Source organism: Yinghuangia aomiensis, assembly GCF_039542225.1.
GTDB classification, from domain to species: Bacteria; Actinomycetota; Actinomycetes; order Streptomycetales; family Streptomycetaceae; genus Yinghuangia; species Yinghuangia aomiensis.
Genome location: NZ_BAABHS010000001.1, coordinates 284,134 through 299,494, shown reverse-complemented (window position 1 = coordinate 299,494; position 15,361 = coordinate 284,134). Strand labels below are relative to the sequence as shown.

The window sequence follows — 15,361 nt, the reverse complement described above, 5'->3', positions numbered from 1 at the left end:
AAGCAAGTGTCACGCGTCGGAGCCGTCCGCGGCCGCGGAGCCGGCCGCTCCGCCGCCTTTGGACCCCGTCGCGTCGGGTTCCTCGCCCGGGTGCCGGAACCCGATGCCGTTCCGCCGCAGCCGGCCGATCAGCGCGTCGCCCATCGCCACGGCGGTCGTGACCTGCCCGGACGTCTCCGGCAGATCGTCGAAGGCCAGGCACAGCGCGGACTCGGCGAGCATCTTGGCGGTCTCGGAGTAGCCCGGGTCGCCGCCGCGCACCTCGGTCACCACACGTTCGCCGCCGCCCTCGCCCGTGAAGCGCGCGACGAACCACGCCTTGGCACGGCGCTCCTCGTTCGGGCCCTCGCCGGGCGCGAGCCGGGATTGCAGCATCCGCCGGGCGGGGGGAATGTGCGCGAGCGCGACCAGCCCGACCAGGCCGGCGGCCGAGCCGACGGCGACGGGCAGGCGGCGGACACCCGCGTAGTGCGTGTAGGAGAACTCGGGCCCGTAGGCGTCGAGCGCGGCCGCGGACCTGCCGACGATCTGCGGGTCGATGGTCGGCAGCGGTACCAGCCACAGGCCCGTCGCCCGGTCCCGGCGCGGCTTCCCGTCGTTCAGGCGGATCCGGCGCCCCTCGGGGCGCGGCTCGTCCCGGTGCCGGGCTTTCGCCGCGTCGCGCGAGGCGCGCAGGCGCGACACCGCGTTCAGCGTGGAGGCGAACGTGCCGCCGGAGATCGTCCCGCCCGCGCGGACCACGCCCTCGACACGGATCGGCACGTCGCGCGGCAGCCGCGCGACGGTCGCGTACACGCCGAGGTCGTGCGGGATCGCGTCGAACCCGCACGCGTGCACGAGCCGCGCACCGGACTCGACGGCTTCGGCGTGGTGGGCGACGTACATGCGGTCGACGAACTCGGGCTCGCCCGCGAGGTCGAGATAGTCCGTGCCCTGCTCCGCACACGCCGCGACCAGCGGCGCGCCGTACTGCAGGTACGGCCCGACGGTCGTGACCAGCACCCGCGTCTCCGCCGCGAGCGCCCGCAGCGACGCCGGATCCGCGCTGTCGGCCGTGCGGATCGGCAGCTCGGCGCACGCGGGATCGATCGCCGCCAGCCGGTCGCGCAGCGCCGCGAGCTTCTTGTCGTCGCGCCCGGCGATCGCCCACCGGCAGCCCGCGGGCGCGTTCCGCGCGAGGTACTCCGCGGTCAGCGTGCCGGTGAAGCCGGTCGCGCCGTAAAGGGTCAGGTCGAGGGGGCGGTCGTGCGGCATCTGGGACTCCCGTCGCCGAGCGGTGTGGCCGGTCGCGTGAGCACGAGCCTGCCCGCCGAGCCGCGCTCCGTCGAGCCCGCGCGCCGACGCGCCCCGCCCCGGCCCTCACTGCACCGTGCTGTGCATCTCCCACACCAGCACCTCGGCGTCGCCCTCGGCCGTCACCCGCTGGCCTTCCGCGCCGGTGATCCGCACCGCGTCGCCTTCGACCAGCTGTCCTGCGCCTTCCAGCGCGACGCTGCCGCGCGCCACGAACAGGTGCGCATAGGGCGCGGTCGGCAGCGCCACCGACTCCCCCGCCTTCAGCCGGGCCGCGTGCAGGGCCGCGTCCTTCTGGTGGATGCGGATCGCCGCCTCGTGCCCGGGACGCCCGGACGCGACCGGCACCAAGCCGCCGCGGTCGAGGTCCGCGGTCACGTCGAGCTGCTCGTAGCCGGGGGTGATCCCGGCTTCGTCCGGCATCACCCACATCTGCACGAAGTGCACGGGTTCCGCGCTGCCCGCCGCGTCGTTCTTCTCCGAGTGGAGGATGCCGCGGCCCGCGCTCATGCGCTGCGCGAGTCCGGGGTGGATGAGCCCGTTGTGGCCCGCCGAGTCCTGGTGCACCAGGGATCCGCCGAGCACCCACGTGACGATCTCCATGTCGCGGTGCGGGTGCGTGTCGAAGCCGGTGCCGGGCGCGACGACGTCGTCGTTGCTGACCAGCAGCAGCCCGAAGTGGGTGTTGCCCGGGTCGTAGTGGTGGCTGAACGAAAAGCTGTGGTGCGATTCCAACCAGCCGGCGGCGGTGTGGAACCGGCCGGCGGCACGGCGGACGTCGAGGTCGGCGGTCATGGCTTCCTCCCGGGGGGCTCTCCCCGCAACCGTACGGCCCGGAACCGGTTGGTATCGTCCTGGATCCGGCGGACCATTCCGCCGAGACGCAGTGTGCAGCGAAGTCCGGTGCGATTCCGGCGCTGTCCCGCAACTGACATGCCCCTCCGGGGGACGAGCCAGGTCGCCTCGCCTGCGTCGACGACATCTGCCCTCGTAGGAAGGGCGATCCGTCCACGGGTCCTGCGTCCCCCCTCCCGTGGGTGCCACAGGAGTCGCTGTGAAGCTCGCCACCGTGCTGCGGCCCGCCGCCGCGGTCGCCCTGGGTGCCTTGGTGCTCGCCGGGTGCTCGGACGACAAGAAGGACGACAAGAAGGACGCCGCCGCGCCCGCCGGTGCGTCCGCCGCCCCCGCCGACGCGCCGAAGAAGATCGTGTCGCTGGCCCCGACCGCGACCGAGATGCTCTACGCGATAGGCGCCGGCCAGCAGGTCGTCGCCGTCGACGACCAGTCGAACTTCCCCGCCGACGCGCCCAAGACCGCGCTGTCCGGGTTCAAGCCGAACGTCGAGGCGATCACCAAGTACACGCCCGACCTGGTCGTCCTCACCAACGACACGGACGGCATCAAGGCCCAGCTCGAGAAGGTCAAGATCAAGGTCGTCGAGGTCCCCGCGGCCAAGACCTTCGACGAGATGTACGCGCAGTTCAACACCCTCGGCACCGCCACCGGCCACGCCAAGGAAGCCGCGGACCTCGCCGCGAAGACCAAGAAGGACATCGACGACGTCGTCGCCAAGGCGCTCGCCGTCAAGCCGGCCAAGCCGCTCACGTACTTCCACGAGGTCGACAGCACCGGCTACAGCGCGACGTCGAAGACCTTCATCGGCCAGGTCTACAGCCTGTTCGCCATGCAGAACATCGCCGACCCCGCGGACAAGGACGGCTCCGGCTACCCGCAGGTCTCCACGGAGCACATCGTCGAGGCCAACCCGGACATGATCTTCCTGGCCGACACCAAGTGCTGCGGTCAGGACGCCGCCGCGGTCGCCAAGCGCCCGGGCTGGGACAAGACCAACGCGGTGAAGAACGGCAACGTCGTCAGCCTCGACGACGACCTCGCGTCGCGCTGGGGCCCGCGCGTCGTCGACCTGGTCAAGAGCGTCGCCGACGCCTACACCAAGGCGGTCGCGAAGGCCGGCGCGACCGGGTGATCCCGCTCCTCGCCCGACGGCTCCGGCCCGCCGCCGAACCGATCGCCCGGCACCGGCGCGCGCTGCCCTTCGCGGCGGCGTCGCTGCTGCTGGCCGGAGCCGTCGTGGCGGGGCTGCTGGTCGGCGCCGCCGACCTGCCCGCCCGCGGCGTGGTCCTCGCGCTGCTCGACAAGCTGCCGTTCGTCGACCTCGACCACGGGCTGACCCCCGTGCAGTACTCCGTGCTCATGGAGATCCGCCTGCCGCGCGTCCTCGGCGCGGTCGTGGTCGGCGGTCTGCTGTCCGTCGCGGGCGCGGGCTACCAAGGCGTGTTCCGCAACCCGATGGCCGACCCGTACCTGCTCGGCGCGGCCGCCGGGGCGGGCCTCGGCGCGACCCTCGTCATCGGCTACTCGAACGTCGAATCCGTCGGCGGCATCGGCGTCGTCCCGCTCGCCGCGTTCGTCGGCGCCATCGCCGGCGTGCTCATGGCGTACGCGCTCGGCGCGACCGCCGGGCAGGTCGGCGGCACCACGACCCTCGTCCTCGCGGGCGTCGCGGTGTCCGCGTTCCTGTCCGCCGCCCAGACGTTCGTCCAGCAGTCCAAGGTCGAGGAACTGCGGCGCATCTACTCGTGGATCCTCGGCAGCCTCGCCGGGATCGGCTGGGACGAACTGCGGCTCGTCCTGCCGTACGCCCTGCTCAGCACCTTCGTGCTGCTCCTCCACGCACGGCTGCTCGACGTCATGACGATCGGCGACGAAGAAGCCAAGGTCCTCGGCATCAACGCCGGACGCGTGCGGTTCATCGTGCTGCTCGCCGCGTCCCTCGCCACCGCCGGCGCGGTCGCGATCAGCGGCCTCATCGGCTTCCTCGGCATCGTCATCCCGCACGCCGTCCGGCGCGTGGCCGGCGGCAGCTACCGGCTCATCCTGCCGCTGTCCGTCCTGGTCGGCGGCGCGTTCCTGGTCGTCGGCGACATCATCGCGCGCACCGCCACCGCTCCCGGCGAACTCCCCATCGGCGTCGTCACCGCCTTCATCGGCGCCCCGTTCTTCGTGGTGATCCTGCGCACCACCCGACGGGTGGACCTGTGACCGGGCTGCGCATCGCCGGACTCGACGTGGCCCGCGACCGCTGCCCCGTCCTGCACGGCATCGGCGCCGAAGTCGCCGGCGGCGGCTGGCTCGCCGTCATCGGCCCCAACGGCGCGGGCAAGTCCACGCTGCTCAAGGCGGTCGCCGGCCTGCTGCCCTACCGCGGCGACGTCACCGTGGACGGCGTCCGGCTGCGCGACCTGCCCGCCCGCGAACTCGCCCGCACCATCGCCTACACCCCGCAGAACCCGGTCGTGCCGCCGCAGATGACCGTGCGCGAATACGTGCTCCTCGGCCGCACCCCGCACCTCGGCTACCTCGCCGTCCCGGGCCGCACCGACCGCGCCGTGGCCGACGCCGTCATCGACCGCCTCGACCTCGGCGCGCTCGCCGCCCGCGACGTCGCCCGCCTCTCCGGCGGCGAACGCCAACGCGTCGTCCTCGCCCGCGCGCTCGCCCAGCAGGCCCCGGTCCTCATGCTCGACGAGCCGACCACCGCCCTCGACCTCGGCCACCAGCAGCAAGTCCTCGAACTCGTCGACCGCCTCCGCCGCGACGACGGCCTGACGGTGATCACCACCCTCCACGACCTGGGCGTGGCCGCGCAGTACGCGGAACGCATGCTCCTGCTCGTGAACGGCCGCGCCGCCGCGTCCGGCACCGCGGCGGAAGTCCTGACCCGGGACACCATCGCCGAGCATTACCACGCGCACGTGGAGGTGGTGGTGGGACGGGACGGCCGCCCCCAGGTGCACCTGGTCCGACCGGGAGCAGGAGCGGACGCGACCGGGAGCGGCGGGGGTGCGGCAGCACACCGCGAGAACGACGGCGAACGGCCGGCGCAGGGCGGAGATGCCGGTCGGACCGAGCACGGTGACCGGCCCGGCCGAGGTGACCGGGCCGGCCGGGCGCACCCGTCGCCCGCCGGCGGACCGGCGGCCCCGGCACGGCAGCAGCGGCCGCACGGGCCGAACACCGCGGCGCGGACAGGCGAGGCGACCCCGTGAGTGCCGGACCAGCCGACCGAAGCGGGCCGACACGCAGGGTCGAACAGGCCGCGGCCGAGCACGCGGAAGAGACACCTCCGCCCCGGCAGACTCCGCCCGGCACCCCGACGCACCGGAGAAACCACGCGATGACCACCGGCCCGATCGCCCCGCCCCGCATCGTCGTCCACGACGGGTGGCCCGCGCTCGTCTGGGAGCTGGGCCCCGGGTGGCGCGCCGTCTCGTCGGCGATCCTCGGCGGGGGGATCGGGGAGCGGGCGTGGATCCTCAACGCGCAGGTGCGGCCCGGATATTCGCGCATGGACCCGGTCGCGCACCTCGGCGAGATCGCCGCGCCGCTCGCGCTGCCGCCGGGTGGGGGTGTAGGCATGATGACCGCCGCACTCGTCGAGGAATTCACCGTGGCGCACGACGGCGGAGCCGCCGCGTGGGTGACGACCGGGATCGGCGTGCCGACGTGGGCTGCGGCTCCCGAATCCGGCGCGGTGACGGGGGCGGCGGCCGGGGCATCGGGCCCGGACGGACCCCGGGCGCTGCCCCGTGACGCGGCCGCGGGCACCGTCCCGCCCTCCCCCGCGCCTGCGCCTCCGATGCCCGCCGCCCTGCCCGGGTCTTCGTCCCCCGCACGCCCCTCCCCGTTCCCCGCCCCCGGCACCATCAACATCCTCGCCGCCATCCCCGCGCCCCTCTCCGACGCGGCCCTCGTCAACGCCGTCGCGACCGCCACCGAGGCCAAAGTGCAGGCACTCTTCGAGACCGGGTACGCCTGCACCGGCACCCCGTCCGACGCGGTCTGCGTGATCGCGCGGGTCCCTCGTCCGGGCGACGAAGCCGAGCCCTTCGGCGGGCCGCGTTCGGTGTGGGGAGCGCGGCTCGCCCGTGCCGTGCACGGGGCCTGCGCGGAAGGAGCCCTCGCCGACCGCGTGCGCCGGTCCGCCGCGAAGGGTTCATGATGGTCCCCGTGACCTCCCGATCTTCCGACGCCGATCCCGTCCACGGCACCGCCGGAGATCCGGCCCGGGACGACCCTCCCGGCCCCCCTCCGGAACCCGCCCGCGACGCCCGGCTGCGCGCCGCGACCGTGCGCATGCTGGAGAAATCCGCGGGCACCCTGGCCGGCGAGGCCGCCACGCGCATGGACGAGACCCTGCCTTGGTACCGCAACATGCCCGCGGAGAACCGGTCGTGGATCGGCCTCGTCGCGCAGGCCGGCATCGCCGCGTTCACCGAGTGGTTCCGGCACCCCGAAGCCCCCTACGCGGTCAGCGCCGACGTCTTCGGCACCGCGCCGCGCGAACTGACCCGCGCCGTCACCCTCCCCCAGACCGTCGAACTCGTCCGCGTCACCATCGAGGTCGTCGAAGCCCGCATCGAGGACCTCGCCGCGCCCGGCTACACCCAGGTCCTGCGCGAGGCACTGCTGCTGTACTCGCGCGAAATCGCGTTCGCGACCGCCCAGGTGTACGCCCACGCCGCCGAAGCCCGCGGCGCCTGGGACGCCCGCCTCGAAGCACTCGTCGTGCACTCCCTGCTCCGCGGCGAAGCCGACGAAGGCATCCTGTCGCGGGCCGCCGCCCTCGGCTGGGGCTCCCCGGACAACGTCATGGTCATCGTCGGCAACGCCCCCGACGCCGACACCCAGGCCGTCGTCGACAGCATCCACCGGGCCGGACGGCACGCGAAGCTCAACGTGCTCACCGGCGTGCAGGGCGAGCGGCTCGTGGTGATCCTCGGCGGCGCCGAAGACCCCATCCGCGCCACCCGCTCGCTCATCGGCCAGTTCGGCCCCGGCCCCGTCGTCGTGGGGCCCACGGTGCCCGACTTGCTGGCCGCTGTAGGGTCGGCACAGTCCGCGACCGCCGGCCACCGCGCGGCGGCCGCCTGGCCGGACGCCCCGCGCCCGGTCCTCGCCGACGACCTCCTCCCCGAACGCGCCTTGTCCGGCGACGACGAAGCACGCCGGCAGCTGGTGGAGGAGATCTACATACCGCTGCTCGCGGCCGGCTCCGCGCTGCTCGAAACGCTCTCGGTCTACCTGGAGCAGGCGGCGTCCCTGGAAGGCGCCGCACGGATGCTGTTCGTGCACCCCAATACCGTCCGCTACCGGCTCCGACGTGTCATGGACGTCACCGGCCTGGTACCCACCGAGGCGCGTTCCGCGTTCACGCTCCAGGTGTCGCTGATCCTCGGCCGGCTCGCCACGGCGGACGGCAGTATTTAGGTGCTTTGTAGGCACTCCACAAAACCGTCATCCGATCTTCGTCCGCGCCGATACGGGGTCCCCACCCCTGTCAGGCGAGAGGGTTGATGCGTGCTCGTTCTCGTCGCGCCCGGACAGGGTGCCCAGACTCCCGGCTTCCTCACGCCCTGGCTCGACGTGCCCGGCGTCGCGGACCGCCTCACGTGGTGGTCGGCGGTCACCGGCCTCGACCTGATCCACTACGGCACCAAGGCCGACGCCGAGACGATCCGGGACACCGCGATCGCCCAGCCGCTGCTGGTGGCGTCCGGCCTGGTCGCCGCCCTCGCGCTGTTCCCGCACCCGTCCGACGCGTACCGCGTCGTCGGCGGCGCGGCCGGACACAGCGTCGGCGAACTGACCGCCGCGGCCGGTACCGGCGTGATCACCGCCGAATCGGCGATGGTCCTCGTCCGCGAACGCGGCAAGGCGATGGCCGCCGCGGCCGCCGTCACCGAGACCGGCATGTCCGCGGTCCTCGGCGGCGACGCCGACGCCGTCGTCGCGAAGATCACCGAGCACGGCCTGACCCCCGCCAACATGAACGGCGCCGGGCAGATCGTCGCCGCGGGCACCCTCCCGCAGCTCGAGGCCTTCGCCGCCGACCCGCCGGAGAAGGCCCGCGTCCGGCCGCTCGCCGTCGCCGGCGCCTTCCACACCCACCACATGGCGCCCGCGGTCGACCGGCTCGCCGAGCTGGTGCCCGGCGTCACCGTGCGCGACCCGCGCACCCCGTACATCTCGAACACCGACGGCGCCGTGCTCCACGACGGCCGCGAGATCGTCAAGCGCCTGGTCAGCCAGGTCTCCCACCCGGTCCGCTGGGACCTGTGCATGGAGACCATGCGCGACCTGGGCGTCACCGCGATCATCGAGGTCCCGCCGGCTGGCACCCTCACCGGGCTCGCCAAGCGCGCGCTGCCCGGCGTCGAGACGCTCGCCCTCAAGACCCCCGACGACCTGGACGCCGCCCGCGCCCTCGTGGAGAAGCACGGCACGCCCAGCGAGTTCGACGCGTCGCCGACCTGGCGCCTGGTCGTCGCCCCGTTCAAGGGCATCGTCAAGCAGTCCGCCGTCCGCGCCGGCGACACCCTGGCACCGGGCACCGAGGTCGCCGTGGTGGAATCGCACCGCGACCGGCAGCCCGTCACCGTCCCGCACGGCGGCACCGTCGTCGAATGGCTCGTCGAAGACGGCGACCCGGTCGCGCCCGGTATGCCGCTGCTGCGGATCCACCCGCAGGGCGCGGTGTGACCGCCATGCCGTCCAACCCCGCCCACGCCGACCCGGAGGCCCTCGCGTGACCGCACCCATCCGTCCGCCCGTCGGAGCTGCGCACGCCCGCATCTGGGGCGTCGGCGGCTACCGCCCGGTTCGCGTCGTCCCCAACTCGGAACTCGTCGACCGCATCGACTCGTCCGACGAGTGGATCCAGAGCCGTTCCGGCATCAAGACCCGCCGCTGGGCCAACGACGAAGAGACCGTCGCCGAAATGTCGATCGCGGCGGCCGGCAAGGCCCTCGCGCACGCCGGCATCGCCGCCGACCAGATCGGCTGCGTCATCGTCTCGACCGTCACCCACCTCAAGCAGACCCCGTCGATCGCCACCGAGATCGCCTACAAGCTCGGCGCCGGCGGCGGCCGCGCCCCCGCGTTCGACGTCTCCGCGGCCTGCGCCGGGTTCTGCTACGGCCTCACCCTCGCCAGCGACATGGTGCGCGGCGGCAGCGCCGAATACGTCCTCGTCATCGGCGTCGAGCGGCTGTCCGACCTGACGAACCGCGACGACCGCGGCACCGCGTTCATCTTCGGCGACGGCGCCGGCGCGGTCGTCGTCGGACCGTCCGACACCCCCGGCATCGGCCCGGTCGTGTGGGGCTCCGACGGCTCCAAGGCCGACACCATCACGCAGACCGAGAGCTGGGAAGCACTGCGCGGCGGCAACGCCGAGGTGCCGTTCCCGACGCTGCGCATGGAAGGCCAGACGGTCTTCCGCTGGGCCGTGTGGGAAATGGCGAAGGTCTGCCAGCAGGCCCTCGACGCGGCCGGCGTGACGACCGAGGACCTGGACGCGTTCATCCCGCACCAGGCCAACATGCGCATCACCGACGCGATGATCAAGGCCCTCAAGCTGCCCGCCGAGGTGCCCGTCGCCCGCGACATCGCCGAGACCGGCAACACCTCGGCGGCGTCCATCCCGCTGGCCATGGAGCGCATGCTCGAAACCGGCGAGGCCACCAGCGGCGGCACCGCCCTGGTCATGGGCTTCGGGGCCGGTCTCGTCTACGCCGGCCAGGTCATTACGCTTCCGTAGTCCCCCGGGACGTCCCGGCCCGCCGGGTCTCACCGGGCAACTCCCGGCAATTCGCCGGAAAAGCCCGGAACACCGTTTATTGATGGCACCACCAACGCATTCAAGGAGCACCATGGCAAGCCAGGAGGAGATCCTCGCGGGTCTCGCCGAGATCGTGAACGAGATCGCGGGCACCGAGGTCGAGGACGTCCAGCTCGACAAGTCCTTCACCGAGGACCTCGACATCGACTCGCTCTCCATGGTCGAGGTCGTCGTCGCCGCCGAAGAGCGCTTCGACGTCAAGATCCCGGACGACGACGTCAAGGGCCTCCGCACCGTCGCCGACGCCGTCAACTACATCGCCGGCGCGCAGCCCGTCAAGTGACGGCGCCGGTTCGGGCCCCGGGGGAACACCGCGGGGCCCGAACCGACTTCCCCCCTCAGCATCACCCGTACCAACCCGTACCGAACCCGTGGGAGTGATCTACCCGTGAGCCCGACCAAGCGCACCGAGACCCCGCGCACCGTGGTCGTCACCGGTCTGGGCGCGACCACGCCGGTGGGCGGCGACGTGCCCTCCACCTGGTCCGCGCTGCTCGCCGGCAAATCCGGCATCCGCACGCTGACCGAGGAATGGGCCGCGGAGATCCCCGTGCAGTTCGCCGGCCGGGTCGCCGTCGAACCGCTCGACGTGATGCCGAAGGTGGAAGCCCGCAAGCTCGACCGCTCCGGCCAGTTCGCCATGATCGCGGCCCGCGAGGCCTGGGCGGACGCCGGCTACGCGGCGAAGAACCAGCCCGCCGAGGACGGCACCGGCCGGACCGTCGAGGAGACCCGCCTCGGCGTGGTCATCGCCTCCGGCATCGGCGGCGTCACCACCCTCCTCGACGCGTGGGACATCTTCAAGGAGAAGGGCCCGCGCCGCGTCGGCCCGCTCACCGTCCCGATGCTCATGCCCAACAGCCCGTCGGCCAACGTCGGCATCGAACTCCGCGCCCGCGCCGGTGTGCACACCCCGGTCAGCGCCTGCGCGTCCGGTGCCGAAGCGGTCGCCTACGCGCTGGAGATGATCCGCTCCGGCCGCGCCGACGTCGTGGTCTGCGGCGGCACCGAAGCCGCGATCCACCCGCTGCCGATGGCCGCGTTCGCCAACATGATGGCGATGTCGAAGCGCAACGACGAGCCGCAGCGCGCCTCGCGCCCGTACGACAAGTCCCGCGACGGCTTCGTCATGGGCGAAGGCGCCGGCGTGCTCGTGCTGGAGACCGCCGAGCACGCGGCCGCCCGCGGCGCACGCGTCTACGCCGAGGTCGCCGGCGCCGGCATGACCTCGGACGGCCACCACATCGCGCAGCCCGAGCCGGAAGGCCGCGACATCGCCCGCGCCATGGCCCTCGCCATCGAGGACGCCGGCGCGGCCCCCGACCAGGTCGTGCACGTCAACGCGCACGGCACGTCGACCCCCGCGGGCGACATCACCGAACTCAAGGCCATCCGCCAGGTCCTCGGCGACGCCGCCGCGGACAAGGTGTGCGTCACCTCCACCAAGTCGATGACCGGCCACCTGCTCGGCGGCACCGGCGCCGTGGAGTCCGTCGCGACCGTGCTCGCGCTGTACCACCGCATGGCACCCCCCACCATCAACGTCGACGACCCGGACGACGACGTCTGCCTCGACATCGTCCGGAACGACCCGCGTCCGCTCCCCGACGGCGAAATCGTCGCGCTGAACGACTCGTTCGGGTTCGGCGGACACGACGTCGTCGTCGCCTTCCGCAGCGCGGGCTGACGCCCGCGGAGGGACGGAGCTTCCGCTCATGACCGTCATGGACAACCGGCCGGCTGCCGCACCCGGCAAGCCGGACCGGGACAGCGACCCGCGCAATCCGCGGCTCCGCTTGCGGCGTCTCGTCGACGAGGGCAGCTACGAGGAGATCTCGGCCTACGACCGGTCCGGCATGCTCGCGTGCACCGGCACCGTCAACGGCGCCCGCGTCGTCGCCTACGCCTCCGACCCGACCGTCCAAGGCGGCGCCATGGGCGTCGAGGGCTGCCAGGTCGTCGTGGACGCCTACCGGCGTGCCCTGGCCGACGGCTGCCCGATCATCGCGCTGTTCCACTCGGGCGGCGCGCGCCTCCAGGAAGGCGTCGCGTCGCTCGACGCGGTCGGCCGGATCTTCCACGCCATGACGCTCGCGTCCGGCAAGATCCCGCAGATCTCCGTCGTCCTCGGCGCCGCCGCCGGCGGCGCGGCCTACGGGCCCGCGCTGACCGACCTGGTCATCCTCGCCCCGGAAGGCCGCGTCTTCGTCACCGGGCCCGACGTCGTCCGCTCCGTCACCGGCGAGAACGTCGACGCGCTGCGGCTGGGCGGACCCGAGCCGCACGGCCGGCGCAGCGGCGTCGTGCACGTCGTCGCCGACTCCGAGCAGGACGCCCTCGACCGCGCCCGGCAGCTCGCCGACCTGCTCGCCAACCAGGGCGAGATCGACCCCGAGCGGGTGGACCGGCGCGAACTCGGCGCCCTGCTGCCCGAGTCGGCCAAACGGGCCTACGACGTGCACCCGGTCGTCGACAGACTCCTGGACGAGCCGGGGCTCGAACTGCACCCCAAGTGGGCGCCCAACATCACCACGACGCTCGGACGCCTCGGCGGCCGGACCGTAGGCCTGGTCGCCAACAACCCGCTGCGGCTCGGCGGGTGCCTCGACTCCGCGTCGGCGGAGAAGGCGGCCCGCTTCGTGCGCATGTGCGACGCGTTCGGGGTACCGCTGGTGGTCGTGGTCGACGTCCCGGGCTACCTGCCGGGCGTCGGACAGGAATGGGACGGCGTCGTGCGGCGCGGCGCCAAGCTCCTGCACGCGTTCGGCGAATGCGTCGTGCCGCGGGTGACGCTGGTGACCCGGAAGTCCTACGGCGGCGCCTACATCGCGATGAACGCGGCGTCGCTGGGCGCCACCAAGGTCATCGCCTGGCCGACCGCCGAGGTCGCGGTCATGGGCGCGGTCGCCGCGATCCGGATCCTGCACCGCCGGCGGCTCGCCGAGGTCCCGGACGAGCTGAAGGCCCAGGTCGAGCTCGAACTGGCCGCCGAGCACGAGAAGGTCGCGGGCGGACTCGACCGGGCGCTGGAGATCGGCGTCGTGCACGAGGTGATCGACCCGGACGACAGCCGGATCGCCCTCGCGAAGGCCATCGCCGAGGCTCCGCAGCGCCGCGGCGCGCACGGCAACATCCCCCTGTAACGCGAACGCCGGTGGGCGGCCCGAGCGATCGGGCCGCCCACCGGCGTTTTCGTACTCCCGCTCACACCACCTGGTGCAGCCACCTCACCGGCGCGCCCTCACCCGCATACCGGAACGGCTCCAGCTCGTCGTCCCACGGCTTGCCGAGCAGCCGCTCGATCTCGCGCTGCAGGTCGACCTCGCCGCGGGCGGCACGTGCCAGGACCGCGCGCAGCCGGTCCTCGGGGATCAGGATGTCGCCGTGCGCACCCGTGACCGCGTGGAAGATGCCCAGATCCGGGGTGTTGCTGTACCGCTCGCCCTCGGCGCCCGGCGACGGCTCCTCGGTCACCTCGAACCGCAGCAGATGCCACCCGCGCAGCGCGGACGCCAGCTTCGCCGCGGTCCCGGGGCGGCCGTGCCACGACATTTCGGCACGCAGCATCCCCGGCGCGGCCGGTTGGCGGACCCAGTCCAGGCTCAGGCGCACACCAAGAACGCCCTGTGCGGCCCACTCGACGTGGGGGCACAGCGCGCGCGGCGCGGAGTGCACGTACAAGACTCCACGTGTCGTCACTGGGACCTCCAGGCTAAGGACGAGGTTCGCCTTCCCCAGCGGCCTCGGTCTTGCCTTGGTCTCGTGCGCGACGCGGGTGCCCGTCGTTGCGTCCGTCTGCTGCTTGTCCCGCTGCTCCTACGATTCGGCCAGTGTGCTTCCTACGTGCGGTTTGCGCCTTTCATTGTGCCTCACGCATCCCGGAAGCACCACGCGGAACAATCACTCTCCGTGTGCACTGCCCGTGTGCTGCTAGGAATACACCGCTCATCTGACATTCAAACGTCACGCACAGTCTCGGAACTGTGAGTCACTGCACTCACCCTGCCCCTCGCTGTGCATCCTCATCCCTCGACAATCGAGCATTCACCCGAAGGGATGACATACCGTCAAGAGGGGCCGTGGCAGGCAACCTCCTGCGGCAGCCCCGGATTTCGGGCGGCTCCTCCGAGAGTAGGGGCCGCCGCGCGGATCCGCAGGGGTATCCCCCGGCGAATCCGCACCCGGCGACGACGAGTGCGGCACCACAGCCGCACCGCGACGGCGCGCGGCAGGACGCGCGGCGAGCACCTGGGAGGGGAAACGTGGGCGGGGGCATCACCGGGGGAACCGCACGCACGCGCGGGACCGACACCACAGACACGGCAGCACACCGTCCAACAACACAGCGGCTGGACGACCGAGGCGGCACCGGCCGCGTCCGGATCCCCCGCATGCGCATGGCCGCCGCCTGCCTGGCACTGACCGCGACGGCGACCGCCTGCTCCGACGCGACGAGCGGTCCCCACGCCACCTCCCAGGCCGCCTCGGGCCCGCAGAGCGCCCAACCGGCCTTCGGTACACCCACGATCCCCGCCCCGGCCGCCCCCGGTGCGCAAGCGGCCTCCCAGTCCCCCGCGGCCGCGGCGAAGCCGACGGTCTACCCGTCCACCCGCGCCGCCGCCGCGCCACTCGCCAAGCCCCGGTCGATGGCCGCGCTGGGCGACTCGATCACCCGCGGCTTCGACGCCTGTTCCCTCCCGTTGAAGGACTGCCCCTCGAAGTCGTGGGCGACGGGCGACGACGTGGACAGCCAGGCCAAGCGCCTCGGGCTGCCGTCGAACGCGGTCTTCAACGACGCGCGCACCGGCGCCCGGATGTCCGAACTGGGCGACCAGGCCAGGGTCGCGGTCGGCCAGCGCGTCGAATACGTCACTGTGCTGATGGGTGCCAACGACGCGTGCCGGGACAAGGACGCCGACATGACGCCGGTCGCCGACTACGAACGCCAGCTGCGCAACGGCCTCGACGTGCTGCGGCAGGGGCTGCCGGGCGTGCACGTCCTGGTGGTGAGCGTCCCCGACGTCGGCCGGCTGTGGGAGGTCGCCCGGGGCGAATCGTTCGCGCGGACGGTGTGGTCGACGGCCGACGTGTGCCAGTCGATGCTCGCCGACCCGATGGACAGCCACCCGGACTCGTTGGCCCGGCGGCAGCGGGTGCGCGACCGGATCACCGCCTACAACGACGTGCTGCGCCGAGTGTGCGGCGAGTGGTCCGGGCAGTGCAAGTACGACGGCGGCGCGGTGAACGCGCAGCGGTTCGGCAAGAACGACCTGAGCCACTGGGACTGGTTCCATCCGAGCGGCCAGGGCCAGGCCGTCATCGCGGATCTGACGATGCGCGAGGGCTTCCGCTGGCAGTAGTGCC

The 15,361-nt window shown here is 73.0% G+C and carries 14 protein-coding genes and 1 pseudogene; 12 read left to right on the top strand and 3 right to left on the bottom strand.

Annotation, left to right across the window (positions count from 1 at the left end; genetic code table 11):
- Positions 1-9 precede the first annotated feature (9 nt).
- Complete coding sequence (locus ABEA93_RS01255; RefSeq protein WP_345673316.1) at positions 10-1,254, bottom strand: saccharopine dehydrogenase family protein; 1,245 nt, start codon at positions 1,252-1,254, stop codon at positions 10-12.
- Between the two features lie 105 nt (positions 1,255-1,359).
- Positions 1,360-2,088 (bottom strand): pirin family protein, encoded by a 729-nt coding sequence (locus ABEA93_RS01250; protein WP_345673315.1) that lies wholly within the window; start codon positions 2,086-2,088, stop codon positions 1,360-1,362.
- A 259-nt stretch (positions 2,089-2,347) separates the two neighbouring features.
- Between ABEA93_RS01250 and ABEA93_RS01245 the strand changes: the two genes are divergently transcribed.
- The 11 genes and pseudogenes from ABEA93_RS01245 (at position 2,348) to ABEA93_RS01195 (ending at position 13,140) form a co-directional block, all read left to right on the top strand.
- Positions 2,348-3,280, top strand: coding sequence for an ABC transporter substrate-binding protein (locus ABEA93_RS01245; protein ID WP_345673314.1), 933 nt, complete (start codon positions 2,348-2,350; stop codon positions 3,278-3,280).
- Complete coding sequence (locus ABEA93_RS01240; protein WP_345673313.1) at positions 3,277-4,356, top strand: FecCD family ABC transporter permease; 1,080 nt, start codon at positions 3,277-3,279, stop codon at positions 4,354-4,356. Before ABEA93_RS01245 ends, ABEA93_RS01240 begins: the two co-directional genes overlap by 4 nt.
- Positions 4,353-5,363: an ABC transporter ATP-binding protein gene (locus tag ABEA93_RS01235; RefSeq protein ID WP_345673312.1), complete on the top strand. Its 1,011-nt coding sequence runs from the start codon at positions 4,353-4,355 to the stop codon at positions 5,361-5,363. Before ABEA93_RS01240 ends, ABEA93_RS01235 begins: the two co-directional genes overlap by 4 nt.
- A gap of 128 nt (positions 5,364-5,491) precedes the next feature.
- Positions 5,492-6,316, top strand: a complete 825-nt coding sequence (locus tag ABEA93_RS01230) for an adenosylcobinamide amidohydrolase (protein WP_345673311.1) — start codon at positions 5,492-5,494, stop codon at positions 6,314-6,316.
- A 134-nt stretch (positions 6,317-6,450) separates the two neighbouring features.
- Positions 6,451-7,584: a PucR family transcriptional regulator gene (locus ABEA93_RS01225; RefSeq protein ID WP_345673541.1), complete on the top strand. Its 1,134-nt coding sequence runs from the start codon at positions 6,451-6,453 to the stop codon at positions 7,582-7,584.
- Positions 7,585-7,674: 90 nt separating this feature from the next.
- A pseudogene (locus ABEA93_RS01220) lies at positions 7,675-8,607 on the top strand (ACP S-malonyltransferase); the annotation flags it as partial.
- Positions 8,584-8,856: a biotin/lipoyl-containing protein gene (locus ABEA93_RS01215; protein ID WP_345673540.1), complete on the top strand. Its 273-nt coding sequence runs from the start codon at positions 8,584-8,586 to the stop codon at positions 8,854-8,856. The pseudogene ABEA93_RS01220 and the gene ABEA93_RS01215, both read left to right, overlap by 24 nt.
- 46 nt (positions 8,857-8,902) lie before the next feature.
- On the top strand, positions 8,903-9,916 hold the full coding sequence (locus tag ABEA93_RS01210) for a beta-ketoacyl-ACP synthase III (RefSeq protein WP_345673310.1): 1,014 nt from the start codon (positions 8,903-8,905) through the stop codon (positions 9,914-9,916).
- Between the two features lie 112 nt (positions 9,917-10,028).
- Positions 10,029-10,280, top strand: coding sequence for an acyl carrier protein (locus tag ABEA93_RS01205; protein WP_345673309.1), 252 nt, complete (start codon positions 10,029-10,031; stop codon positions 10,278-10,280).
- Positions 10,281-10,385: 105 nt separating this feature from the next.
- Positions 10,386-11,684, top strand: coding sequence for a beta-ketoacyl-ACP synthase II (gene fabF / locus ABEA93_RS01200; protein ID WP_345673308.1), 1,299 nt, complete (start codon positions 10,386-10,388; stop codon positions 11,682-11,684).
- A gap of 28 nt (positions 11,685-11,712) precedes the next feature.
- A complete protein-coding gene (locus ABEA93_RS01195) occupies positions 11,713-13,140 on the top strand; it encodes an acyl-CoA carboxylase subunit beta (RefSeq protein WP_425584763.1) in 1,428 nt (475 codons plus the stop codon).
- 61 nt (positions 13,141-13,201) lie between these two features.
- Here the strand turns inward: ABEA93_RS01195 and ABEA93_RS01190 are convergent, their stop codons facing one another.
- Complete coding sequence (locus ABEA93_RS01190) at positions 13,202-13,696, bottom strand: DUF3145 domain-containing protein (protein ID WP_345673307.1); 495 nt, start codon at positions 13,694-13,696, stop codon at positions 13,202-13,204.
- Between the two features lie 692 nt (positions 13,697-14,388).
- On the opposite strand from ABEA93_RS01190, the gene ABEA93_RS01185 reads away from it, so the two are divergent.
- A complete protein-coding gene (locus ABEA93_RS01185; RefSeq protein ID WP_345673306.1) occupies positions 14,389-15,357 on the top strand; it encodes an SGNH/GDSL hydrolase family protein in 969 nt (322 codons plus the stop codon).
- Positions 15,358-15,361: the final 4 nt, after the last annotated feature.

Excerpts from the sequence above, each read along its gene's own strand:
- ABEA93_RS01255 (WP_345673316.1), bottom strand. The coding sequence starts at position 1,254 with ATGCCGCACGACCGCCCCCTCGACCTGACCCTTTACGGCGCGACCGGC.
- ABEA93_RS01250 (WP_345673315.1), bottom strand. The coding sequence starts at position 2,088 with ATGACCGCCGACCTCGACGTCCGCCGTGCCGCCGGCCGGTTCCACACC.
- ABEA93_RS01230 (WP_345673311.1), top strand. The coding sequence starts at position 5,492 with ATGACCACCGGCCCGATCGCCCCGCCCCGCATCGTCGTCCACGACGGG.
- ABEA93_RS01225 (WP_345673541.1), top strand. The coding sequence starts at position 6,451 with ATGCTGGAGAAATCCGCGGGCACCCTGGCCGGCGAGGCCGCCACGCGC.
- ABEA93_RS01205 (WP_345673309.1), top strand. The coding sequence starts at position 10,029 with ATGGCAAGCCAGGAGGAGATCCTCGCGGGTCTCGCCGAGATCGTGAAC.
- ABEA93_RS01195 (WP_425584763.1), top strand. The coding sequence starts at position 11,713 with ATGACCGTCATGGACAACCGGCCGGCTGCCGCACCCGGCAAGCCGGAC.
- ABEA93_RS01185 (WP_345673306.1), top strand. The coding sequence starts at position 14,389 with ATGCGCATGGCCGCCGCCTGCCTGGCACTGACCGCGACGGCGACCGCC.